The 23,020-nt window shown below is 37.6% G+C and carries 23 protein-coding genes and 1 pseudogene; 9 read left to right on the top strand and 15 right to left on the bottom strand.

The features are described from left to right. The first annotated feature begins 198 nt into the window (after positions 1-198). The 5 genes from DSY56_RS07490 to DSY56_RS07470 all read left to right on the top strand — a co-directional run bounded on the left by DSY56_RS07490 (position 199) and on the right by DSY56_RS07470 (position 4,436). A complete protein-coding gene (locus DSY56_RS07490) occupies positions 199-1,365 on the top strand; it encodes a CynX/NimT family MFS transporter (RefSeq protein ID WP_112444800.1) in 1,167 nt (388 codons plus the stop codon). 138 nt (positions 1,366-1,503) lie between these two features. Then, positions 1,504-1,830 (top strand): PadR family transcriptional regulator, encoded by a 327-nt coding sequence (locus DSY56_RS07485; RefSeq protein ID WP_000273857.1) that lies wholly within the window; start codon positions 1,504-1,506, stop codon positions 1,828-1,830. Beyond that, on the top strand, positions 1,817-2,410 hold the full coding sequence (locus tag DSY56_RS07480) for a DUF1700 domain-containing protein (protein ID WP_112444798.1): 594 nt from the start codon (positions 1,817-1,819) through the stop codon (positions 2,408-2,410). The genes DSY56_RS07485 and DSY56_RS07480 overlap by 14 nt, the downstream gene beginning before the upstream one ends. After that, complete coding sequence (locus tag DSY56_RS07475; RefSeq protein WP_112444796.1) at positions 2,403-3,314, top strand: DUF4097 family beta strand repeat-containing protein; 912 nt, start codon at positions 2,403-2,405, stop codon at positions 3,312-3,314. The genes DSY56_RS07480 and DSY56_RS07475 overlap by 8 nt, the downstream gene beginning before the upstream one ends. A gap of 57 nt (positions 3,315-3,371) precedes the next feature. Next, the gene (locus DSY56_RS07470; protein ID WP_112444794.1) at positions 3,372-4,436 is read left to right on the top strand and encodes a DUF6574 domain-containing protein; all 1,065 of its coding nucleotides are present in this window, start codon (positions 3,372-3,374) and stop codon (positions 4,434-4,436) included. Between the two features lie 71 nt (positions 4,437-4,507). Here the strand turns inward: DSY56_RS07470 and DSY56_RS07465 are convergent, their stop codons facing one another. From DSY56_RS07465 to DSY56_RS07435, 7 genes are all read right to left on the bottom strand, one after another. Next, positions 4,508-5,368 carry a DUF4299 family protein gene (locus tag DSY56_RS07465; RefSeq protein WP_112444792.1) on the bottom strand — a complete coding sequence of 287 codons (861 nt, stop codon included), beginning with the start codon at positions 5,366-5,368 and terminating at the stop codon, positions 4,508-4,510. 121 nt (positions 5,369-5,489) lie between these two features. After that, positions 5,490-6,476, bottom strand: coding sequence for an oxygen-dependent tRNA uridine(34) hydroxylase TrhO (gene trhO, locus DSY56_RS07460; protein ID WP_112444790.1), 987 nt, complete (start codon positions 6,474-6,476; stop codon positions 5,490-5,492). 195 nt (positions 6,477-6,671) lie between these two features. Continuing rightward, positions 6,672-7,865, bottom strand: a complete 1,194-nt coding sequence (locus DSY56_RS07455; protein WP_112444788.1) for an L-lactate MFS transporter — start codon at positions 7,863-7,865, stop codon at positions 6,672-6,674. 538 nt (positions 7,866-8,403) lie between these two features. Beyond that, complete coding sequence (blpZ, locus tag DSY56_RS07450) at positions 8,404-8,652, bottom strand: immunity protein BlpZ (RefSeq protein WP_112444786.1); 249 nt, start codon at positions 8,650-8,652, stop codon at positions 8,404-8,406. Positions 8,653-8,731: 79 nt separating this feature from the next. After that, positions 8,732-8,950, bottom strand: coding sequence for a hypothetical protein (locus tag DSY56_RS07445; RefSeq protein WP_112444784.1), 219 nt, complete (start codon positions 8,948-8,950; stop codon positions 8,732-8,734). 5 nt (positions 8,951-8,955) lie between these two features. Continuing rightward, positions 8,956-9,330 (bottom strand): immunity protein, encoded by a 375-nt coding sequence (locus DSY56_RS07440; RefSeq protein WP_112444782.1) that lies wholly within the window; start codon positions 9,328-9,330, stop codon positions 8,956-8,958. A 51-nt stretch (positions 9,331-9,381) separates the two neighbouring features. Then, a complete protein-coding gene (locus tag DSY56_RS07435) occupies positions 9,382-9,609 on the bottom strand; it encodes a Blp family class II bacteriocin (RefSeq protein WP_112444780.1) in 228 nt (75 codons plus the stop codon). A gap of 309 nt (positions 9,610-9,918) precedes the next feature. Between DSY56_RS07435 and blpA the strand changes: the two genes are divergently transcribed. The 3 genes from blpA to blpC are packed head-to-tail and all read left to right on the top strand — an operon-like array spanning position 9,919 to position 13,642. Continuing rightward, complete coding sequence (blpA, locus tag DSY56_RS07430) at positions 9,919-12,072, top strand: peptide cleavage/export ABC transporter BlpA (protein ID WP_112444778.1); 2,154 nt, start codon at positions 9,919-9,921, stop codon at positions 12,070-12,072. A 10-nt stretch (positions 12,073-12,082) separates the two neighbouring features. Beyond that, positions 12,083-13,444 (top strand): peptide export ABC transport accessory protein BlpB, encoded by a 1,362-nt coding sequence (gene blpB, locus DSY56_RS07425; RefSeq protein WP_112444776.1) that lies wholly within the window; start codon positions 12,083-12,085, stop codon positions 13,442-13,444. A gap of 57 nt (positions 13,445-13,501) precedes the next feature. Then, positions 13,502-13,642 carry a quorum-sensing system pheromone BlpC gene (blpC, locus tag DSY56_RS07420; protein WP_112444774.1) on the top strand — a complete coding sequence of 47 codons (141 nt, stop codon included), beginning with the start codon at positions 13,502-13,504 and terminating at the stop codon, positions 13,640-13,642. A 106-nt stretch (positions 13,643-13,748) separates the two neighbouring features. On the opposite strand, the gene DSY56_RS07415 is transcribed toward blpC, so the two are convergent. The 3 genes from DSY56_RS07415 to DSY56_RS07405 are packed head-to-tail and all read right to left on the bottom strand — an operon-like array spanning position 13,749 to position 16,180. Continuing rightward, positions 13,749-15,083, bottom strand: coding sequence for a sensor histidine kinase (locus tag DSY56_RS07415; protein WP_112444772.1), 1,335 nt, complete (start codon positions 15,081-15,083; stop codon positions 13,749-13,751). A gap of 3 nt (positions 15,084-15,086) precedes the next feature. Next, positions 15,087-15,836, bottom strand: a complete 750-nt coding sequence (locus tag DSY56_RS07410) for a response regulator transcription factor (protein WP_112444770.1) — start codon at positions 15,834-15,836, stop codon at positions 15,087-15,089. Then, positions 15,833-16,180, bottom strand: coding sequence for a LytTR family DNA-binding domain-containing protein (locus tag DSY56_RS07405; protein WP_112444768.1), 348 nt, complete (start codon positions 16,178-16,180; stop codon positions 15,833-15,835). Before DSY56_RS07405 ends, DSY56_RS07410 begins: the two co-directional genes overlap by 4 nt. A 183-nt stretch (positions 16,181-16,363) precedes the next feature. Here DSY56_RS07405 and DSY56_RS12400 point away from each other — a divergent pair, with 183 nt between their 5' ends. Next, positions 16,364-16,750, top strand: coding sequence for a hypothetical protein (locus DSY56_RS12400; RefSeq protein WP_234990562.1), 387 nt, complete (start codon positions 16,364-16,366; stop codon positions 16,748-16,750). A gap of 148 nt (positions 16,751-16,898) precedes the next feature. Here the strand turns inward: DSY56_RS12400 and DSY56_RS07395 are convergent, their stop codons facing one another. From DSY56_RS07395 to DSY56_RS12390, 5 genes and pseudogenes are all read right to left on the bottom strand, one after another. Then, positions 16,899-18,374, bottom strand: coding sequence for an ABC transporter substrate-binding protein (locus DSY56_RS07395; protein ID WP_112444766.1), 1,476 nt, complete (start codon positions 18,372-18,374; stop codon positions 16,899-16,901). A gap of 254 nt (positions 18,375-18,628) precedes the next feature. After that, positions 18,629-19,552, bottom strand: a complete 924-nt coding sequence (locus DSY56_RS07390) for a carbohydrate ABC transporter permease (RefSeq protein ID WP_000818350.1) — start codon at positions 19,550-19,552, stop codon at positions 18,629-18,631. 13 nt (positions 19,553-19,565) lie between these two features. Beyond that, the gene (locus DSY56_RS07385; RefSeq protein WP_007284784.1) at positions 19,566-20,495 is read right to left on the bottom strand and encodes an ABC transporter permease; all 930 of its coding nucleotides are present in this window, start codon (positions 20,493-20,495) and stop codon (positions 19,566-19,568) included. 868 nt (positions 20,496-21,363) lie between these two features. Continuing rightward, positions 21,364-22,086 (bottom strand): LPXTG cell wall anchor domain-containing protein, encoded by a 723-nt coding sequence (locus DSY56_RS12395; protein WP_234990561.1) that lies wholly within the window; start codon positions 22,084-22,086, stop codon positions 21,364-21,366. A gap of 150 nt (positions 22,087-22,236) precedes the next feature. After that, positions 22,237-22,956 (bottom strand): annotated as a pseudogene (locus DSY56_RS12390) (hypothetical protein); the annotation flags it as partial. Between the last annotated feature and the right edge of the window lie 64 nt (positions 22,957-23,020).

Raw genomic sequence — 23,020 nt, 5'->3', positions numbered from 1 at the left:
GCAATAAAATCAAGCATTAGTAAAACCAGTGGAACTTACCCTGACATGGATTTCCACTGGTTTTTACAATTTTTATCAGATTAACTTCCACTTCTACTAGCGGTGGAACTTAGTTTGGGAATTTACCCCTTACTTGACATTATAGTGAAAAAGCCTTAAAATAAGCTGTTATTAAAATCAGCTAGAAGAGGTATTATTATGAAAAAGCAATCACTCTTTTTTGTTCCAGGTATTATCCTGATTGGTGTTTCCTTGCGGACTCCTTTTACTGTTTTACCCATTATTTTGGGAGATATTTCGCAAGGCCTGGGAGTAGAAGTTAGTTCGCTTGGTGTCTTGACCAGCCTTCCTCTCCTTATGTTTACCCTCTTCTCGCTCTTTTCTACCCGACTGGCTCAGAAAATCGGCTTGGAGCATCTCTTCACCTACAGCCTTTTCTTCTTGACCATCGGTTCTCTCATTCGACTAATCAATCTGCCCCTGCTCTATCTAGGAACCTTGATGGTTGGGGCAAGTATCGCAGTCATCAATGTGCTGCTTCCTAGTCTTATCCAAGCCAATCAACCAAAGAAAATTGGTTTTCTGACCACCTTATATGTAACCTCTATGGGGATTGCAACGGCTCTGGCCTCCTATCTAGCCGTGCCCATTACACAAGCCAGCTCTTGGAAATGCCTTATCATCCTCCTCACCCTGCTCTGCCTAGCAACTTTTTTGGTCTGGTTGCCAAATCACCGCTATAATCACAGACTGGCTCCACAAACCAAACAAAAAAGTCAAACAAAGGTCTTGCGTAATAAACAGGTCTGGGCAGTTATTGTCTTTGCAGGTTTTCAATCCTTGCTCTTTTACACTGCTATGACTTGGTTACCTACCATGGCTATCCATGCAGGCCTATCCAGTCACGAAGCTGGCTTGCTGACCTCTATCTTCTCTCTGATTAGTATTCCTTTTTCAATGACCATCCCAAGCCTGACAACCAGCTTGTCAACTCACAACCGTCAGCTCATGCTCACTCTGGTCTCACTAGCTGGTGTGGTCGGTATTTCCATGCTCTTTTTCCCTGTTAGTAATTTCTTTTACTGGCTTGCCATCCATCTCCTCATCGGAACCGCAACCAGCGCCCTCTTCCCTTATCTCATGGTCAACTTTTCACTCAAGACAAGCGCTCCTGAAAAGACAGCCCAATTGTCCGGCCTATCTCAAACAGGAGGCTATATCCTAGCAGCCTTTGGGCCAACCCTCTTTGGTTACAGTTTTGACCTTTTCCACTCTTGGGTGCCAGCTGTTGCTGCCCTCTTGCTGGTGGATATCCTGATGACTGTAGCCCTCTTTACTGTGGACAGAGCTGATAAAATCCTCTAAACTTCTAGTTTTTCCTAGGAGTTTTTTATATATAAAAATTTTACACATTTCTCTTGACAGGGCTTTCTTTTAGATGTACAATGTATGTATAGAAAAATTATATATAAAAATATTACACATTAGAAAAGGAGGTTCCCCATGTACTTTCCAACATCCTCTGCCTTGATTGAATTTCTCATCTTGGCTGTACTGGAGCAGGATGATTCTTATGGTTATGAGATTAGCCAGACCATTAAGCTGATCGCTAATATCAAAGAATCTACACTCTATCCCATTCTCAAAAAATTGGAAGGCAATAGCTTTCTGACAACCTATTCTAGAGAGTTCCAAGGTCGCATGCGCAAATACTACTCCTTGACAAATGGTGGTATAGAGCAACTCTTGACCCTAAAAGATGAATGGACACTCTATACAGACACCATCAATGGCATCATAGAAGGGAGTATCCGCCATGACAAGAACTGAATACCTGACTCAGCTAGAACTTTATCTCAAAAAACTGCCTCAGACTGACCAAATTGAAGCCATGGACTATTTCAGGGAACTCTTTGACGATGCTGGAGTCGAGGGAGAAGAAGAACTCATCGCTAGCTTGGGAACTCCTAAGGAAGCAGCTCACGAAGTCCTCTCCAATCTTCTCGATAAAAAAATCAATGAGGCACCCGCTCAAAAAAATAACCGACAAATTTTGCATATCGCCTTGTTAGCCCTCCTTGCAGCCCCCATCGGTATTCCTCTGGGAATCGCCATCCTCGTGTCCCTGTTCGCAATCTTTGTGGCAGCCTTGACTGTCATTCTAGCTTTCTTTGCGATTTCCATACTTGGTATCATTGGCGGATTCCTATTTTTAGTTGAAAGTTTCACTGTCCTCGCCCAAGCTAAATCAGCCTTTATCTTGATTTTTGGTTCTGGTTTACTGGCTATCGGTGCTTCTTCACTAGTCTTACTAGGTATTTCCTATGTAGCCCGCTTCTTCGGCCTACTCATTGTTCGCCTGGTGCAATTTGTTCTTAAAAAAGGAAAGAGAGGTGACCAGCATGCGTAAATTGACAAAAGGATTTCTCATTTTTGGTGTGGTGACTACCGTTATCGGCTTTATCCTGCTTTTTGTAGGTATCCAATCTGACGGAATCAAGAGCCTACTTTCCATGTCCAAAGAGCCTGTCTATGATAGCCGTACGGAAGAACTGACCTTTGGCAAGGAAGTCGAAAACCTAGAGATTACGCTCTACCAACACGCGCTGACCATCACAGACTCTTTCGATGATCAAATTCACATTTCTTATCATCCATCTATTTCTGCTAACCATGATCTTGTCACAAATCAAAACGATAAAACGCTAAGCCTCACTGATAAGAAACTGTCTGAAAGTCCGTTTCTCTCTTCTGGAATTGGCGGGATTCTCCATATCGCAAGCAGCTACTCTAGTCGTTTTGATGAAGTTATTCTCCAAGTTCCAAAAGGAAGAAGCCTAAAAGGAATCAACATCTCAGCCAATCGCAGACAAACCACCATCATAAATGCTAGTCTTGAAAATGCAACTCTCAATACAAATGGCTATCTCCTCCGAATTGAAGGAAGTCGTATCAAAAACAGTAAACTCACAACCCCTAATATCGTCAATATCTTTGATACAGACCTTACAGATAGTCAGCTAGAGTCAACAGAGAAGCACTTCCACGCTGAAAATATTAAAGTATATGGTAAAGTAGAACTATCTTCTAAAAATGCGCTCAGTATCATGCTAACTCAAAAAGAAAGCCAAGAAATTAACTTAGACCTCTCGAGTCACCATGGTCCTATTTATCAGTTATCGAGAGATGAGAGTCAACGCCACCCCAACGAATTAAGCAACCCTTACAAAACTGAAAAAACTGATGCAAAAGGTCAACTCATCGCTAAGGCTGATGATTATATTAGTCTTGAAACTACAGCTAACAGACCTTAATAAACCTATTTATATCGACCACTATGACACATAACCCACTAAAAAGGAGGTTCTACCATGAAACAAGAATGGTTTGAAAGTAATGATTTTGTAAAAACAACAAGCAAGAACAAGCCTGATGAACAACTCCAAGATGTTGCAGACAAGGCTGAAGAAACGATAGCCGATCTCGATACGCCAATTGAAAAAAATACTCAGTTAGAGAAGGAAGTTTCTCAAGCTGAAGTCGAATTGGAAAGCCAGCAAGAAGAGAAAATTGAAACGCCTGAAGACGGTGAAGCGAGAACAGAAATAGAAGAAAAGAAGGCATCCCATTCTACTGAAGAAGAGTCAGACCTTCCTAGTGAAACCGAAAAAGTCACTATAGCTGAAGAAAGCCAAGAGGCACTTCCTCAGCAAAAAACAACCACGAAAGAGCCACTTCTTATCAGTCAATCCTTAGAAAGTCCCTATATCCCCGACCAAGCTCCAAAATCTACGGATAGATGGAAAGAGCAAGCGCTTGATTTTTGGTCTTGGCTAGTGGAAGCGATCAAATCTCCTACAAGCAATCTTGAAACAAGTAGCACACACAGCTACACAGCCTTTCTCTTGCTCATTCTGTTTTCTGCGTCTTCCTTTTTCTTTAGTATCTACCACATCAAACATGCTTACTATGGACATATAGCAACTATAAACAGCCACTTCCCTGAACAACTAGCTCCTTTAACTCTCTTTTCTATCATCTCTATCCTAGTAGCGACAACACTCTTCTTCTTTTCATTCCTCTTGGGTAGTTTCGTCGTGAGACGATTTATCTACCAAGAAAAGGACTGGACGCTGGAAAAGATTCTCCAACAATATAGTCAACTCTTGGCAATTCCAATCTTCCTCACTGCTATTGCTAGTTTCTTTGCCTTCTTTGACAGCCTACGATTTACAGCCCTCTTGTGTGTGATTAGTGTTGGAATCATTCTGCTTGCTAGCCTTCATATCATTACAAGACCTAGTCAATCAAGTGAAACCGACTCCTTCTATCAGTTATTCTTGTCTGTCCTTGTGAACGGAGTCATTATCCTCCTCTTCTTTGTAGCTGAAGTGGCACTGATTGGAGATTATCTTCGTATCTTGGCCTTTCTTTAAACTTCAATCCTGTCTTTCATGGCAGGATTTTTTATATGCCAAAAAAGCAAGTCGATTGACCTGCTTCTGCTTTACTTTTCTTGTGCTAATGCTTTAAAATCTTTGTCTAAGATGGGTTGAATTTCTAATTGATTGGCATCTAGTTGGTGGTAAGATGCTGATGGTAGTGACTCTAGGAATTTTGCATAATCCAAGCGGGCGATAGCCTCATAGTCTTCTGGTTTAGAGCCATCTCCTGTGATTTGAACCAAATCAATCTCCCACTGCACTTCCTTATCCACCAATTGCTCCATATAGGCTGCAGGAACAAATGGTTCTCTCGGTAACACTGTCTTGACTCCTTGAGCCAGATGGTAAACACCGTGAATTTGTCCTTCTCCATCCTGATAAAAGGAAACTCTTGCAAAGTAGGCATCTGTCTCTTGAACCGCACGTACACGCGCTTCAAATTGAGCCAAGCCATCTTCCTCTAAAAAGCTTTTCAAGTCCTCATGACTAAAGAAAATAGGATTAAAAATTCCTTGGCAAATCGTAAAACGAGCTGCATTATCTGTCAGATGGGCTTGAATACTTTCTTGGAAATAAGCTTCAAAATCAAAACCATCTAGTCCTTCAATCTCAGTTCCTGTATAAGCAAGTAGGGCTTCTAAAAATGATTTGATGATCTCCCAGTCTGTCTTCGTTAGTAGGTCAGGAAGATCAACACGGTAAGCCTTTTGATCATCAGCATAACTGACCTTAAAAAGAAATTGCGATTGCTCCACTATCGCACACTCGATATACTCAAGACGGTTAAGAGGCTGACGGAGATAAACCGCATCATAGCTATGTGACTCCAAACCATCTAGCAAGGCCAAGATTGACTTGGCAGTCAAAATCTCCTGTTCTCCTAAAATGCTCTGTTTATTTGGAATAAAAAATGTTTTCGCCATAACTAAACTCCTTTGAAATCGTTTACATACAGTATACCTTATTTTCCTGAAAGATACAGAAACAAACTTTAGATTTTTGAGTACAAAGCATAGAAAAACAGCCCCTGAGGACTGTTTGATCTTATACAGTAGCTGCTTGATCCAAGCTTTCACCGATAGCGGCTAGGCGCTCGATCACTTCAGCTTGTGTCAATTTATTTTCTGAAACATAGCGGTTACGTGGGTGAACACGGCACTCGTGTGAGCATCCACGAAGGTACTTGTCTTCATTTTCTTCTGATGTCAAGATACGACGGTTACAGAAAGGATTTCCACAGTTGACATAACGTTCACATGGTGTTCCATCAAACCAGTCTTTCCCTACGATAGTTGGGTTGACATGGTTGACATCAACGGCGATACGCTCGTCAAAGACGTACATTTTTCCATCCCAAAGCTCACCTTGAACTTCTGGGTCTTTACCGTAAGTTGCGATTCCTCCGTGCAATTGGCCAACATCTTTGTAACCTTCACGAACCATCCAGCCTGAGAATTTCTCACAGCGAACCCCACCTGTACAGTAAACCACGACACGCTTGTCCATGAATTTTTCCTTGTTATCACGAACCCATTGTGGTAACTCACGGAAGTTGCGGATGTCTGGGCGGATAGCCCCACGGAAATGTCCTAGGTCGTACTCATAATCGTTACGTGTGTCAAGGACAACGGTATCTTTATCAAGAAGCGCTTCTTTGAACTCTTTTGGAGACAAGTAAGCACCTGTTGTTTCAAGTGGGTTAATGTCATTGTCAAAGTCGTTGTCTTCCAAACCAAGGTGGACAATTTCTTTCTTGTAGCGAACGAACATCTTCTTGAAGGCTTGTTCATTTTCTTCGTCAATCTTGAACCAGAGGTCTTCCATACCTGGGAGGCTGTGAACGTAGTCCATGTATTTTTGAGTTGTTTCATAATCACCTGAAACTGTTCCGTTAATTCCCTCGTCAGCGACTAGGATACGGCCTTTAAGGCCGATCGATTTACAGAAAGCCAAGTGGTCTGCAGCAAATTGCTCTGCATTTTCAATTGGAGTATAAAGGTAGTAAAGTAAGACACGAATATCTTTTGCCATAAGATTTGTTCTCTTTTCTATTCTTAAATTTTCTAAATTTTTTATTTATCCATACTAGTATACCTGCTTAAGAAAACGAATGCAATTTATTTGACTGGAAATTGCTATATTTCAATTTAGAAAAAAATTTCTTGTACACTACACTTAGTATCAATCATATTTTAAAAAATCCTTGGATTTTCCAAAGATTCATTTTTAAACTTTTTTAGCTTTAGCCATATAGAACAGTTGGAGTAGAATACCAAGGATAGCCATGCCGATAACGATAAAGAAGGCCATTGTGTAATCTCCTTGGTTTGCCTGTGCAAGACGTGCTCCTAACTGAGGACCAGCAATAGCAGCTACGCCATAAGCAGTAAACATCCATCCATAGTTTGTCCCTACGTATGTAACTCCCCAGTTTTCAGCAGTAATTCCTGGGAATGAACCGAGGAAGCCTCCAAATGACAAGGCAACCATCATAATTCCAAGGATGGCCAAGATGCTTCCAGGACCTTTGAATAAGGCTGTGAGCAACAAACCAGTAGCAACCGCTCCAAACATGGCAATAACGGTAGGATAGCGACCAATCTTATCAGATACCGTACCCCAGAAGATACGACCAAATGTATTAGCGATAGATACCAGCATAACGAAGAGTGTAGCTTCTCCTACAAGTTTGTACTGGTCAGAAATTGATGCTGCAGTACCGATAATCATCATTCCACCAGTAGCACCAAGAACGTAAATCAACCATAGAAGCCAGTAATTTCCATCACGAAGCATTTCTTTGTAAGTTTTACCTTCTGGTTGAGCTGTTCCAGCTACCGGCGCTGCTGCAGGAGCTTTCTCCATTACCAATGAAGAAGTGCAAATAACAATTAGAAGAATGATACCCAATACTTTGAATGTTGAGTAAACACCCATAGAAGCAATCAAAGCTTTGGCAACTGGACCGATAATGAGCGGCCCTAACCCGAAACCTGCTGCTGTCAAACCACCAGCTAAACCTTTTTTATCTGGGAACCACTTAGTGGCAACTGAAGTAGATGCTCCATAAGCTGAACCAATACCAAGTCCTAGGACAACCCCGTAAGTGAGGTAAAGGACTGGAAGAGAAGTAGCAAATCCAGTAGCAAACATACCAGCACCGAAGAGAATACCACCTAGGAATACAAATTTCTTAGGTCCTGCTGAATCAACCTTAGGACCGAAAATAATCATACCAACAGGTACCATTGCAAAAGAAATACTAAAGGCCAAAGAAGTTTGGGATTGAACCCATCCTTGACTAGAATTGGTTTCTAGCAGCGCCTTTTGAAAAACTGACCAGGCGTAACCAGCACCTAGAGATAGATTCGTTAAAATGGCTGCTGCCAAAATTAACCATCGATTGGGTGTTTTTTTCATTTGAATAACCTCATGTAAAATTTCTTGTTCCTAAAAAGAATAGAGAACAACTTTTATCATTTTTTCACCTACCTCGTTTAAATTGATCATTGTATAAATTTTTAAGTATATAGAACTGTGTAAATGACATACATCTATATACGACTGCTTAAAAATTTGTATCTATAGATCTCTTAAATCAGAACAAGATGAATTTTCACAATGTTAAGCGCTTTCATTGCACTCTTATTATAAGCTACTTTATTCTAAAAATCTACTTAATAAAAATTAATAAAGATATAAGAAATTTTAATATTTTAATCACCTGTTATCATTTTAATATTGTTTATATCATCTAATTCGGATAATTATCTAAATAAGGTAAAAAACCACTGCCCTCCCCAGACCAACCTGAGGAAAGCAGTGATTCTTATTTTAGGAGTTAGGAATGAATGTAAGGAGCTACATTTGACGTTACTATACTAAAAATCAAAAACAAGGTGTAATCTTTATTGAAAACGACCATAAAGATAACCACTTAAACACTAAGTACACCTTCCTACAAGTCATCCTTTACCTCCAATCTCTCTAAAACAAACCATTTTAATAACCAAAACCCGACAACATAGCCAGCCCCTAAGAATATAGCTATAAAAGCTAGCATGGGATTCAGAAAAGAAAAAACCACTACAGATACAAAGGTTAGCACAAAAACATTAAATGCAATGGTGTCAGAAGCCAAGACTAGAATATAGGGTGTCAACCAGTCTAAGATTTTTGAATATGGAAAAAATAAGTGTTTATACATGATACGTTCCTATACAGTATAGAGAGTATAAGCGCAAAGAGATACTCAGATTAATAATTCTATATCCTAACTAAATCCTCTAATGTGGCCATAAAACTGAAGCTGCCGCCCCACCAGCTGCACAAATTAAATAAATCTGCGGAGTTGGGAAGGGGATTGTCTGTGCACAAAGCGAAAGCCCCTCAACTGCACCACCTACTCCACTTAAAAATCTGTCTACAAGTTGTTTATCACCAGCTGTTATCATTGTTAATTTTTCATCGGATAAAATGATAAAATTATTTACTGATTGTTCCATTCTTTTCACGCTTTCTTTGTTAAATTAATTTGGCTAGTAGACAAAAGATAAACTAAGGCATTAAAGACAATGAAAATATTTCCATAAAGTAAAATCAGTCTCTCATCCAAACCAAGATAAAGTTTTACCGCCAAAAAGATGAGCAAAAGAATTTGAAACCATAACGTTTTTCCAAAAATAAATTTAAAGCGTTTTTGAATGTCTGCTTCCTTGATTTTTACCGCCAAACCTTTATTAGCAAGAAGGAAAACTCCTGCTTCAAATAAGCCACTGTAGAGAACAATCCACCCAATCGATACATTCGAGATTTTCAAAAATGTACCTAAAAGAATATCCAAAACACTACTCAAGAAAATAATAAGAAATAATCTGTATTTCATATAAATCACCTCCTTTTACTACTATTTCCAATCTACTATATCGCTAAAAGTTTAACTTGCTCTAAAAGCTCCCCAAGCCGCTGTACAAAACTGTGCTCCTAAAACCCCTCCGGCAAGAGTTCCCACAACTGGGATAACACTCCCCAGAGCTGCACCTCCTATTGTACAAATTCCTAATGCTTGAACAACTTCTCCAGCCCCTACTTTATCTCCACCTTCAACACGAGCAAGCATTTCATTATCCATAACAGAAAATTGTGACATCATTTTTGTATCCATGACAAATACTCCTTTTTTATTTTTAATTTTTGTCCTGTTGCAACCTTGACAACATCAATATATCATAATTAACTGATATCATTTCTTTAAAATCATAAAATGTCTTTTTTTCATCACGAAATGTTTTTCATAAATTTTATCAAAGACCAAAACTAATATATACTATCGTCAACTATAAAAATCAATGGTTCATCTTACTTAATAAAAATTACTGTTCATGACAATATAAATACCGTTTACGATTTAGCAAGAAGTTTTTTAGTAAAGTTTGGCATAATATACCTATCTACTATATGAAAGGAATTGCCAATGACTTCTTATAAACGTACATTTGTTCCTCAAATAGATGCTAGAGACTGCGGTGTTGCTGCCTTAGCCTCGATTGCTAAATTCTATGGTTCAGATTTTTCTCTAGCTCACTTGAGAGAACTTGCAAAGACCAATAAAGAAGGAACGACTGCTCTTGGCATTGTAAAAGCCGCTGATGAAATGGGCTTTGAAACAAGACCTGTTCAAGCAGATAAAACGCTCTTTGACATGAGTGATGTCCCCTATCCATTTATCGTTCACGTTAACAAAGAAGGAAAACTCCAACATTACTATGTTGTCTATCAAACAAAGAAAGACCATCTGATTATTGGTGATCCTGACCCTTCTGTAAAAATCACTAAAATGTCAAAAGAACGCTTTTTCTCTGAATGGACTGGAGTAGCTATTTTTCTAGCTCCCAAACCCAGCTATCAACCCCATAAAGATAAAAAGAATGGTCTACTAAGCTTCCTTCCTCTGATTTTTAAACAAAAATCTCTCATTGCTTACATTGTTCTCTCAAGCTTATTGGTCACGATTATCAATATCGGTGGTTCTTATTATCTCCAAGGAATCTTAGATGAATACATCCCAAATCAGATGAAATCAACTTTAGGAATCATCTCAGTTGGTCTGGTTATCACCTATATCCTCCAACAAGTCATGGGCTTCTCCAGAGATTATCTCCTAACTGTTCTGAGTCAGAGATTAAGCATTGATGTGATTTTATCCTATATTCGCCATATTTTTGAACTTCCTATGTCTTTCTTTGCGACACGTCGTACAGGAGAAATCATTTCACGGTTCACAGATGCTAACTCTATTATAGATGCCTTGGCTTCTACCATTCTCTCTCTTTTTCTGGATGTTTCTATTCTGATTCTTGTAGGGGGAGTCTTACTGGCACAAAACCCTAATCTCTTCCTTCTTTCTCTTATTTCCATTCCTATATACATGTTCATCATCTTTTCTTTTATGAAGCCTTTCGAAAAAATGAACCATGATGTCATGCAAAGTAATTCTATGGTTAGCTCTGCCATTATCGAAGATATCAACGGGATTGAAACTATAAAGTCGCTCACGAGTGAAGAAAATCGCTATCAAAATATAGACAGCGAATTTGTAGATTATTTGGAAAAATCCTTTAAGCTCAGTAAGTATTCTATTTTACAAACGAGTTTAAAGCAGGGAACAAAATTAGTTCTGAATATCCTTATCCTATGGTTTGGCGCTCAATTAGTCATGTCGAGTAAAATTTCTATCGGTCAACTGATTACCTTTAACACACTTCTTTCTTACTTTACAACTCCTATGGAAAATATTATCAACCTCCAAACCAAACTCCAATCTGCGAAGGTTGCTAATAACCGTTTGAACGAAGTCTATCTAGTCGAATCTGAATTTAAAGTTCAAGAAAACCCTGTTCATTCATATTTTTTGATGGGCGATATTGAATTTGATGACCTTTCTTATAAGTATGGTTTTGGACGAGATACCTTAACAGATATTAATCTCACGATTAAACAAGGAGATAAGGTTAGCCTAGTTGGAGTTAGTGGTTCTGGTAAAACAACTTTAGCCAAAATGATTGTCAATTTCTTTGAACCTTACAAAGGACATATTTCCATCAATCATCAGGATATTAAAAACATTGATAAAAAAGTTTTGCGCCATCATATTAATTACCTACCTCAACAAGCCTATATCTTTAATGGCTCTATCTTGGAAAACTTAACTTTGGGCGGTAATCATATGATTAGCCAAGAAGATATTCTAAGAGCTTGTGAATTAGCTGAAATCCGTCAAGACATTGAAAGAATGCCTATGGGCTATCAAACTCAGCTCTCTGATGGAGCTGGTCTATCAGGAGGACAAAAGCAACGAATAGCCCTCGCTCGTGCTCTTTTAACTAAAGCTCCTGTTTTAATACTAGATGAAGCTACTAGCGGTCTTGATGTCTTGACTGAGAAAAAAGTTATAGATAATCTTATGTCCCTAACTGATAAAACCATTCTCTTTGTAGCCCATCGTCTCAGTATAGCCGAACGAACTAACCGTGTCATTGTTCTTGACCAGGGGAAAATCATTGAAGTTGGTAGCCATCAAGAGTTAATGCAGGCGCAAGGCTTCTACCATCATCTGTTCAATAAATAAGGAGAATGTCATGAATCCTAATCTTTTTAGAAGCGTCGAGTTTTATCAGAGACGTTACCATAACTATGCGACAGTGTTAATCATACCTCTTTCATTATTATTTACTTTCATCTTGATTTTCTCCCTTGTTGCCACAAAAGAAATTACTGTTACTTCCCAAGGAGAAATCGCCCCTACAAGTGTCATTGCATCCATTCAGTCAACCAGTGATAATCCTATCCTTGCTAATCATTTAGTGGCAAATCAAGTAGTTGAAAAAGGGGACTTACTCATCAAATACTCTGAAACAATGGAAGAAAGTCAGAAAACTGCCTTAGAAACTCAATTACAAAGACTTGAGAAGCAAAAAGAAGGACTTGGAATTTTGAAACAAAGCTTAGAAACAGCGACTGATCTTTTTTCTGGCGAGGATGAATTTGGCTACCATAATACCTTTAGGAATTTTACTAAACAATCCCATGATATTGAACTGGGTATCACAAAGACTAACACTGAGGTTTCAAATCAAGCTAATCTTGCCAATAGCAGTTCATCAGCCATCGAACAAGAAATCACAAAAGTTCAACAACAAATTGGAGAATATCAAGAGCTGAGAGATGCTATCATAAATAAAAGGGCTCGCTTACCAACTGGCAATCCGCACCAGTCAATTTTGAATCGTTATCTTGTAGCCTCACAAGAACAAACACAAGGAACTGCAGAGGAGCCATTTTTATCTCAAATTAATCAAAGTATTGCAGGTCTTGAATCATCTATCGCAAGCCTCAAAATTCAGCAAGCTGGTATCGGAAGTGTAGCAACTTATGACAATAGTTTAGCAACCAAAATTGAAGTACTCCGTACTCAATTTTTACAAACAGCCTCACAGCAACAACTAACCGTGGAGAATCAATTAACAGAATTAAAAGTACAACTAGATCAAGCAACGCAGCGCTTAGAAAACAATACCTTAACCGCCCCAAGTAAAGGTATCATTCACTTAAACAGTGAATTTGAAGGTAAAAATAGAATTCCAACTGGTACAGAAATTGCTCAAATATTCCCTGTCATCACAGATACAAGAGAAGTACTAATCACTTACTACGTATCTTCTGACTATCTACCTCTACTAGATAAAGGACAAACTGTAAGATTAAAACTGGAGAAAATTGGAAATCACGGCATTACCATCATCGGCCAACTTCAGACAATTGATCAAACTCCTACCAGAACAGAGCAAGGAAATCTCTTTAAATTAACCGCTCTTGCAAAACTATCTAATGAGGATAGTAAACTCATCCAATACGGCTTACAAGGTCGCGTCACTAGTGTAACTGCAAAGAAAACATATTTTGATTATTTCAAAGATAAAATTTTAACACATTCTGATTAATTTTCAGATAACACTCTATAACTAATTTATTATCTTATCAAAAAGGAGAATCATAACATGGATAAGAAACAAAACCTAACTTCATTTCAAAAACTAACAACTACTGAACTCAACCAGATTACAGGTGGAGGATTGTGGGAAGAGCTATATGAAACTATAACAACACCATTAAAATTACGGACTACTTTCAAACCATAAAAAATCTATAGAATTATAAAAACGCATAATATCAGATTTCAAAATGACTGATACTATGCGTTTTATCATGAAAAGATTATAGAAGATACAAGTCACCCATCCCCACCTATACTTCTATCTCTAAGACTTGTTTAAATCTAAAATTAGAACTTGTAGTTTTTAGAATGATATTTGGGTATTTTGTCAAAATACTATTAACATTAGACAAACCAACTCCTCTATTCTGCCCTTTAGACGACATTCCTCTCTCAAATATTTTTGTAACATCAATCTCTCTATCTAGGGTCGGATTTTGGATAATTAAAACTTGCTTATTATTTCTCATATCTTCAAAAAAACAAACACTTAGAGGTTCCTCGACAGTGGCGCTTGCAGCGGCCTCTATCGCGTTATCTAACAATATAGAAACAACTGTTAAAAAATCAATTTCCTCAATCTTTTTGATAACGATTGGTTTTTCTATTTCCAAAGAAACTGGCACTAGTAAACTCTGAGCCTCGGATAATTTTGAGATTAATAAACTCTTCAAGGATAAATCCTCTATATTTCTCAATCTCACTACATCAAATTTTGTATCTTTTAAATTTTTCCCTGAGTCTTTCAAGACACTGTCATAAATTTGAGCAACTAAATCAATATCTTTTCGGTCTATTCCTATCTTTAAACTTGTTAAGATATTTGCATAATCATGCCTAAAGCTTCTAACCTCTTGATAAAGTCCTTCTACTTGTTTACTATAGCTCTTAAGATTTTGAAGTTGAATCTCTTTTTGAAGTACTAAATCTTTTTGCAATTCCTCACGTACATTTCTATCCAGTATATTGACAAAATAGATAAATAAAAAGAAATAGATTGCAGTTATAGCTCCTTGATAATGATTTATAGATAAGTTCAAGATTTTTTTAATATAACCAATAAAAGGAACCAAGATAAAATAACCCAACATTGCAGCATTAGCAATCCTCATTATTTGAGCTAAATGTTTATCCAACACTTTACTTCTTAGATAGCTAAAATCATACTGAAAAACTTTTATTATAAGCAAAGATAGGAGACTTGCTAAAATTGAGAAAATGGTAGCATCGTAATAAACATATATGTCTGTTAAACTAGCAAAATTAGGAATAATAAAATCAACAAAAAAATCATAGATGATCGACCAAAATGTGATAGGAAACAGAGCATAAAAAAGTGTCGATAGCAGACTGTATTTCTTTTTATCCAACAACAATGTATAGATAATAAAAAAGATGGGATAATCTAGTACTGTAATAACAACAGGGATATAGAACATCTTAATCAAGGTTAAAAGTAAAAACTCTAATAAAAAATAGAAAAACAATAACTCTAAAGATCTCTTTATAGTCAATTGATAGCCATAAATTTTTGCATGAAGAAATAAAAGTATGTAAAAATTCAAAGATACTAACACAAAAGACATTTACTACTCCTTACTATCATGTAAATCTTTAACTATATTCAGCAATGCCCTCATTTTTAACCTAGATACTAGGCAACTTGACCCGTTCTTCAAATAGACTAGTTTTTCTTCCTTATCTATTGAAGAGATATTATAAGGATTCACAATAAAAGAGCGATGACACTGAACCAATCTTGGTTCTTGCTTCAATATATCAGAAATTTTACCATAAAACTCTATTCTTTCTCTCATAGAATAAAGAACTAGCTTATGAGGAATCATTGACGTTTCTATATAAAGCAAATCCGAAAACGGAACCTGAACGAGTGCTTTAGAATTTGTAAACACAAAAGAATCTTCAGTCATTAGTTGATGTTTATTCTTGTGAACATAAGCGATTGCTTTTTCCACACGTTCCCTAAAAGCACTTTCAGGTAATTCCTTATCAATAAAATCTAAAGCTGATACTTGATATTGAAAACTAACAGGCATAAATTCTGAATGAGTTGTTACAAAAACAATGACTGCATTTGGATCTCTATCTCTGATTTCCAAAGCAATATCTAACCCTTTTCTAACATCGTTTTTAATTTCAATATCCAAAAAGAAAAGTTGATGACCTCCACGTTCCATCATATCTTCTAACAATTGATTTGGTTTACCATAAACACCACAGTGCTTTACTTCCCAACAATTCTTCTCTAAAATATCATACACCAGATTTTCCATCCTAGTCTGCTGTATAAAATCATCCTCTAATATAAAGATATTCATTTCTCGTCTCCTTTAGTATTTAACCATCTTTCTTTTACAGTTTTAAAATATCTTCTAGAGCAGATAATATCCGATACTCTTTCATCCATAAATAAAATGGTCTTCGTTTCATACTTCAATCCTATTACTTTGGATAAGTTAACAAGAAACTTTCTATGACACCTGAACAATTTCCCCAGACTCATTTCCTCAACTCTAGCTAGGCTCATATACTTCTCAAATACTCCATCAGCTGTAATAAAAATAACAGCATGTGCCTTCGTAGGATGTGTTGTCACATAGTAAACCTTAGAATGAGGCACTTTAACAACTGCTCTGCCTTGGCTTAAAATATATTCTTGCATATTTTTCCTCCTTACTCTCCTATATCATATCAAAACTAGTATCCTATGATGGAAAAAATCTTAAAAGGTATCTGAGTTATCATAAATGGTTATTTTTCAACATTTCATGCTAACAGTTATACAATCTAAGATTTCGACATCTTCTATCGGATGTTTTTGATATGATAGAGCCAGAGGAGAAATATGGATACAATTCAAATTCTACATTTTTCATTATTAGGATATATCATCACAAGTGACATCAATTCTTATATTAAAGAAAACTTATCAACAAAAACGAGAATTATAGCTTCTAGGCGTATCATCTATTCCTATAACACTACTACCTATTTTATCATAAAATCAATGTTCTTATCTTCAGATACAATGTATTCTTATATAGAAGATATACAACTCCGTTCTGAATTTGCCAACATTATCATCATAGGAAGTTACATTGATTATGATAAACTTTTCCGTAGTCATTACAGAATATTCGGTGTCATTGATACAGCTAGAAATCATTCTTTACAATCTATACGACAAGAAATTCACTCATATTTAGATAGTATTTATAACAACCTGAAATAAATTAGGTTTGATAGTCTTTATACATTTCCTCAGCATACATGGCTTCAAAAACTTTCAAAAAACCACTGCCTTCCCCAGATAATCCTGAGGAAAGCAGTGATTCTTATTTTAGGAGTTAGGAATGAATACACGAAATCAATTTAGCTGATTATTTTTTGTTTTTCAAAAATTCATCGTATTGTTTTTGCATTTCGTTCAATACTTTATCGTAGGCACCTTCAGATTTCAATTTTTCCATCAATTCTGGAATCGCTTTATCTGGGTCTACAGTACCAGTGTTGATAGCTGTATCAAATTGTTGCATTGTGTTAGAAATAGCTGAGATTTCAGATTTCACATTGTCAGTATTGAAGATAAATCCAAGCGCTGGAGATTCTTTAGCTTCAGCCAATTCTTTCTTAGAATTTTCGATTTGTTGGTCTGTAACGTTTTCGTTGATGTAAAGGATCCAGTTGTTACCAGTGTTCCATCCACCCATGTGAGTGTTTCCTTTGTAGCCATCAAGAACGCGAACACGGTTTTCTTTACCTTCAATTTTTTCCCAGTTCTTACCTTCTGGACCGTAAACAAGACCGTTCAAAAGTTCTGGGTTCGTATTCAAGAGGTTCAACACTTCCATTGATTTTTCTTTGTTCTTAGAGTTGTTTGAGATGACAAAGTTAGCAACTTGTGTTGTTTGGTTTTTCTTAATGAAGTTAGTGAATGATTTGATTTGGATATCTTTGTTGGCAACACGTGAAAGCAAGCTGTTACCGTAGTCAGCTGGTCCTACTGTTTCTTCACGAACGAACCAAGTATCTTGTTGAAGGTCAAATGAAGTATCGCTTGTTGCTACGTCTTTTGGAATATATCCAGCTTCATAGAATTTGTGAAGAGTCTTCAAGTGTTCTTTGAAACGAGGAACGTCATAACGGTTTACAATCTTAGTAGTATCTCCTTCAAGGTCGATAACGAATGGAAGACCGTTTGCTACTGGGTAGTCAAAGTTCTCAGAAGGGATGAAGTTCTTAGTAGCTGCAAATGGTACTACGTCTGGAGCTTTTTCTTTAATTTGTTTCAAGACTGGCTCAAGAGTTTCGTAAGAAGTAACACCTGAAATATCGATACCATATTTGGCAAGGAGAGTTCCGTTGAAGGCAAAGTTTTGAGATGATGCAACGTTGGCTGCAACTGGAACAGCGTAAATCTTACCATTTACAGTATTACCCTTGATATAAGCTGGGTCAAGTGCCTTGTAAAGGTCTTTACCTTCTTTTTTGTACAATTCTGTCAAGTCAGCGTAAGCACCTTTTTGAGCATTTACAATGTAGTTATCTGCAAAGGCAATATCATAGTTTTCACCAGATGATGTGATAACTGACATTTTCTTACCATAGTCACCCCAGCCAAGGTATTGGATATCCAATTTGGCACCAACTTTTTCTTCGATGATTTTGTTGGCATTTGCTAACAATTCATCCAAGTTGTCTGGTTTGTCACCGATTTGGTACATTTTGATAACAGGTTTGTCACCTGAATCAGCAGCTTTTTTGCTGTTACCTGTCAAATTTCCACAAGCAGCAAGACCTGCAGCCAAAGCGACTACACTAGCAGATGCAAAAGCATATTTTTTCCAGTTTTTCATGATAAAAACTCCTTTTTTTATTTTTAAACTTATAAACAATGTAATGATCTTATACTCAATGAAAATCAAAGAGCAAACTAGGAAACTAGCCGCAGGTTGCTCAAAACACTGTTTTGAGGTTGCAGATAGAACTGACGAAGTCAGTAACATCTATACGGCAAGGCGACGTTGACGCGGTTTGAAGAGATTTTCGAAGAGTATTAACTTCACACAAGGGAAGTTGGGAACTGAGAAATGTTCTTTCTCAACAAGCACTATTCTTTCACACCACCGATAGTCAAACCTTTTACAAAGTAGCGTTGGAAGAATGGATACAAAATCGCGATTGGAAGGGTTGCGACCACAACCATGGCCATACGACCTGTTTCTTTCGGTAGAGCAACTCCCAGTTGACCAGTCAAGCCGACCGCTTTGGCAATGTAGTCCATATTTTGCTGGATTTGCATCAGCAAATATTGCAATGGATACAAGTTGTCACTCTTGATGTAAAGAAGGGCGTTGAACCAGTCATTCCAGAAACCAAGAGCTGTCAAAAGCGTGATGGTTGCGATACCTGGTAGTGACAATGGCAAACAGATTTGGAAGAAAATCCGAGCCTCACTAGCACCATCGATACGAGCCGATTCGAGAATGGCTTCTGGAATGGTCTTCTTGAAGAAGGAACGCATCAAGATGATATTGAATGGTGAGAGAAGCATTGGCACAATCAAGGCCCAAACAGTATCCCCAAGCTGAAGCACACGGGTCACCATGATATAACCTGGTACCAAACCAGCGTTGAACAACATACTGAGCAGAACGAAGATGGTAAAAAATCTGCGATACTTAAAGGTTGTCCGTGAAATAGCGTAGGCATAGGTTGTTGTGATAAAGACATTTGTAAATGTCCCAACTACGGTTACAAAGACAGAAATGAAGAGGGCCTGTAAGATTTTATCCTTAAACTGCGCCAAGAACTCAAAACCGTCTAATCCAAATTGGGATGGGAAGAAGCTGTAGCCGTATTGGAGGAGGCTTTTCTCGTCCGTCACTGAAATAATGATAACGAATACGAAGGGTAGGATACAAGAGAGGGCAATCAAACCCGAAATGGTACTGAAGAAGATATCTGCTTTCTTACTGAAGGAGTGAATGCCGACATTATCAATTTTTTCTTTTTTAATTTTCTTTTCTGCCATATTCTCCTCCTTTCTAGAACAAGGCTGAGTTTGGATCAACTCGTCTTGCAAGTAAGTTTGATAGAACCACCAGAATCAATCCGACTACTGATTGGTAGAGACCTGCTGCTGAAGCCATTCCGATATCTGCTGTCTGGGTCAATCCATTATATACATATACGTCCAAGACGTTGGTTACGTTATAAAGCTGACCAGCATTGTGAGGGATTTGGTAGAAAAGACCGAAGTCTGCACGGAAGATATTTCCGACTGCAAGGATGGTCAATACAGTTACCAATGGTGTCAACTGCGGAATGGTTACATTGCGAATGCGCTGCCATTTGCTGGCTCCGTCCACTGTCGCTGCTTCGTAGTAGGTTGGATCAATTCCCATGATTGTCGCATAGTACATGACACTGCTATATCCAAAACCTTTCCAAATACCTAGGAAAAGTAGGAGATAAGGCCAAATTCCCAAATCAGCGTAGAAGTTGACTTCTTTTAGACCAAGACTTTCCAATAAATGATTGAACACCCCTTTATCAATATTTAGGAAGGCATCTGTAAAGAAACTGATGATAACCCAAGACAAGAAGTAAGGGAACAACATAGAAGTTTGGAAAATCTTCACCATTCTCTTGGAACGGAGTTCACTGAGGATAATGGCAATCCCTACAGATACAACTAAACCTAGAAAGATGAAGCCAAGATTGTAGAGAACCGTATTTCGTGTGATAATAAAGGCGTCTCTTGAACTAAATAAGAATCTGAAATTATCGAGTCCGACCCATTTACTATTTATGATACTATCTATGAAACCATTACTGGTCATGTGGTAGTCTTTGAAGGCAACCACGTTCCCAAATACTGGAATGTAGAAGAATAGAATCAACCAGAGTGCCCCTGGCAAAACCATCAAGAGAAAGATCCAGTTGTCTCTCAAGGTTTTTGAAAACTTATTCATAATTTCCTCCCTTTTTATTTTGATATCCATCTAAAAATTCCTTTTTAGATTTTTGATAACGATTACATTATTAGTATACTCCTATTTGCAGATTAGGTTAAACTCCTAATTATAGAAAAAACTCCACAAATTATGTAGCAGATTTAAAACTTTATCACCACTATCAAACAAATGTCCTAAATCAATTGTTTATTTTATCTCTATTAGCACCGTGATGGCGTCACTCTGTTACCCTGTGCTAGTCTCTCAAACTAAATTTTAGGAGCAATGAAGCCCACTATTTTTAGAAAAAAAGCCTATTATCAAGTTCCTTATACTTTTGACAATAGAGGTTTTTCTCTTTTTAACGTTTTTTCTCAAAACTCATCCTGATCTCTGTCTAAAAATAAAGGTACTACTTTTCTCAACTTTTTTAGAAAGCTAATACTCTTCGAAAATCTCTTCAAGCTACGTCAGCTTCCATCTGCAACCTCAAAACAGTGTTTTTAGCAACCTGCGGCCAGCTTCCTAGTTTGCTCTTTGATTTTCATTGAGTATAAGGCAAGGCCAAATCAATTTATAACAATGTTTTAGAAGCGATATTGTACTAGTCCAGACTCAGTTCATTATAGTGTCTGATTTCTCCGAGACTGACTCCCTACAAAAAGTGCAAATAAGAAATCTCCAGCTTAGTAACTATCAGTGAGTTCTCGAGTCTGGAAATTTTTCAATATGCCTCGTTATTGAATGATTACAGTTTGCCGTCCACTTCCTGACATGCAAAAATCTCCTAGCAGGCTTTCCTGCTAGGAGATTTTCTTATGAGAGGTACTTGTTTCAGCTTTGAAAATCGGACTTATCATCTGATAATTATCAAACAATCTACCAATTAAGCTTCTTCGTCTTCTTTACGACGACGGCCTGCAAGACCAAGACCAAGTAAAGCACTTGCGGCAGCTGCTACCATAGCTACAGTAGAATCTGCTGTACCTGTATTTGGCAATTCTTTAGGCGCATTTGCTTGTGCTGATGCTTCTTGGTTGGCATTCGCTGCTTGAGCAGTAGCTGGAGCTACAGCTGGTGTCTGAACACTTTGATCCTCAGCTGGAGTTACATGGTCAGCTGCTGGAGCAAGTTTCGCCATAAAGTCTTCGATACGTTTCACCATTGCATCCACTTCTGCTTGACTTGCGTCTGCGTTAGCAAATACTTTCTTAGCATCTGCTGATAATGCATTCGCTTCTTTTGCAGTTTCTGCATCAAGCTTAGAGGATTCTTGAACGATTAGCTCATCTAACTGATGAATAGCACTTTCTAACTTGGATTTATTCACTTTGGCTTGAGTGTTCGTCATTCCGTTATCGGCAGAAGGGCCGTAGTTTCCACCATTATATGGAGGTATCATATCTTGATTGTTTGGTGAAATCACTTCAACTGGAACTTCAAGTTTTTGTACACTTCCATCCGCTAGTCTTAATGTCACTGTAGCAATTTTAGTACCGATAGTATTCGTATCAGGCAATACCATATTGAGGACTGAGATTTCTTCTGGTAAATCTAATTTCGCTAACACATCTGCTTGGGAAAGGGCTGTGCCGCGTTCAACTTTCACTACTCCATTGATTAAAGCTTTCAGGGCATCTTCAAGGTTTAATTCTGGAAGATCAGCTACAAGTGCATCTTGATCAACTTGGTATAAGAAGGTTCTGAGAACTTTATCGAGTTCTGCTTGGGTTGTCGAGCTATCGATTGCTTCTAATGCTTTTTCCTCTAAGGCTTCAACTGTATCAAGTGCTTTTTGCTTTTCTTCATCAGAAAGTTTTTTATCTGCTTTGATACTTGCAATTTTTTCATTTGCTGTCGTTTCAACTACTTCTCTAGCTTCTACAGCATCAAGTAATGATTTTTTCGCAATTTCTAAAGCATCTTTTGCCTTAATTGCTAGTTCTAAGGCTTTGTCAACCTCAACCTGTGAAGCATTTTCATTATCAATAACTTTTTTAATTTCTTTTAAAACTTTCTCTGATTCTTCTTGTACTTTTTTATACTCATCAATCGTCGCTTTGGTCTTTCCTTTTGTCGAATCTTCTAAAATTAAACTATTTAATGCGTCAGTGGTGTTTATTAATTGTTCTTTATCAGTTGGTGCTCCATCTAATTTGCCTTTGGCATCTTCTATGGCTTGTTTTGCTGCATCTACTTCCGCTTGCGTTGCGTTAGCTTTTTCTAAGATTTTCTTACCATCTGATACTGCTTGATCATAGGCTGCTTTCTTATCTTCACTTCCGTTGTAGTACTTCGCATTATTGGCTTTTGTACTTTCTGCGTCTGTTGATGTTGCTGTTGTTAGAGCCTCTTTCTGGGTCTCTGCTCCATCTAATTTGCCTTTGGCATCTTCTATAGCTTGTTTTGCTGCATCTACTTCCGCTTGCGTTGCGTTAGCTTTTTCTAAGATTTTCTTACCATCTGATACTGCTTGATCATAGGCTGCTTTCTTCTCTGCACTTCCGTTGTAGTACTTCGCATCATTAGCTTTTGTGCTTTCC

Origin of the sequence: Streptococcus sp. 596553, from assembly GCF_900411395.1 — a bacterium.
Lineage (GTDB): Bacteria > Bacillota > Bacilli > Lactobacillales > Streptococcaceae > Streptococcus > Streptococcus mitis_BA.
The sequence above is the reverse complement of the archived record's forward strand: the minus strand, read 5'-3'. Positions and strand labels throughout refer to the sequence as shown.

Bases quoted from the DNA above. Each gene is read 5' to 3' on its own strand.
- DSY56_RS07490 (WP_112444800.1), top strand. From the start codon at position 199: ATGAAAAAGCAATCACTCTTTTTTGTTCCAGGTATTATCCTGATTGGT.
- DSY56_RS07485 (WP_000273857.1), top strand. From the start codon at position 1,504: ATGTACTTTCCAACATCCTCTGCCTTGATTGAATTTCTCATCTTGGCT.
- DSY56_RS07480 (WP_112444798.1), top strand. From the start codon at position 1,817: ATGACAAGAACTGAATACCTGACTCAGCTAGAACTTTATCTCAAAAAA.
- DSY56_RS07475 (WP_112444796.1), top strand. From the start codon at position 2,403: ATGCGTAAATTGACAAAAGGATTTCTCATTTTTGGTGTGGTGACTACC.
- DSY56_RS07470 (WP_112444794.1), top strand. From the start codon at position 3,372: ATGAAACAAGAATGGTTTGAAAGTAATGATTTTGTAAAAACAACAAGC.
- DSY56_RS07465 (WP_112444792.1), bottom strand. From the start codon at position 5,368: ATGGCGAAAACATTTTTTATTCCAAATAAACAGAGCATTTTAGGAGAA.
- trhO (WP_112444790.1), bottom strand. From the start codon at position 6,476: ATGGCAAAAGATATTCGTGTCTTACTTTACTACCTTTATACTCCAATT.
- DSY56_RS07455 (WP_112444788.1), bottom strand. From the start codon at position 7,865: ATGAAAAAAACACCCAATCGATGGTTAATTTTGGCAGCAGCCATTTTA.
- blpZ (WP_112444786.1), bottom strand. From the start codon at position 8,652: ATGTATAAACACTTATTTTTTCCATATTCAAAAATCTTAGACTGGTTG.
- DSY56_RS07445 (WP_112444784.1), bottom strand. From the start codon at position 8,950: ATGGAACAATCAGTAAATAATTTTATCATTTTATCCGATGAAAAATTA.
- DSY56_RS07440 (WP_112444782.1), bottom strand. From the start codon at position 9,330: ATGAAATACAGATTATTTCTTATTATTTTCTTGAGTAGTGTTTTGGAT.
- DSY56_RS07435 (WP_112444780.1), bottom strand. From the start codon at position 9,609: ATGGATACAAAAATGATGTCACAATTTTCTGTTATGGATAATGAAATG.
- blpA (WP_112444778.1), top strand. From the start codon at position 9,919: ATGACTTCTTATAAACGTACATTTGTTCCTCAAATAGATGCTAGAGAC.
- blpB (WP_112444776.1), top strand. From the start codon at position 12,083: ATGAATCCTAATCTTTTTAGAAGCGTCGAGTTTTATCAGAGACGTTAC.
- blpC (WP_112444774.1), top strand. From the start codon at position 13,502: ATGGATAAGAAACAAAACCTAACTTCATTTCAAAAACTAACAACTACT.
- DSY56_RS07415 (WP_112444772.1), bottom strand. From the start codon at position 15,083: ATGTCTTTTGTGTTAGTATCTTTGAATTTTTACATACTTTTATTTCTT.
- DSY56_RS07410 (WP_112444770.1), bottom strand. From the start codon at position 15,836: ATGAATATCTTTATATTAGAGGATGATTTTATACAGCAGACTAGGATG.
- DSY56_RS07405 (WP_112444768.1), bottom strand. From the start codon at position 16,180: ATGCAAGAATATATTTTAAGCCAAGGCAGAGCAGTTGTTAAAGTGCCT.
- DSY56_RS12400 (WP_234990562.1), top strand. From the start codon at position 16,364: ATGGATACAATTCAAATTCTACATTTTTCATTATTAGGATATATCATC.
- DSY56_RS07395 (WP_112444766.1), bottom strand. From the start codon at position 18,374: ATGAAAAACTGGAAAAAATATGCTTTTGCATCTGCTAGTGTAGTCGCT.
- DSY56_RS07390 (WP_000818350.1), bottom strand. From the start codon at position 19,552: ATGGCAGAAAAGAAAATTAAAAAAGAAAAAATTGATAATGTCGGCATT.
- DSY56_RS07385 (WP_007284784.1), bottom strand. From the start codon at position 20,495: ATGAATAAGTTTTCAAAAACCTTGAGAGACAACTGGATCTTTCTCTTG.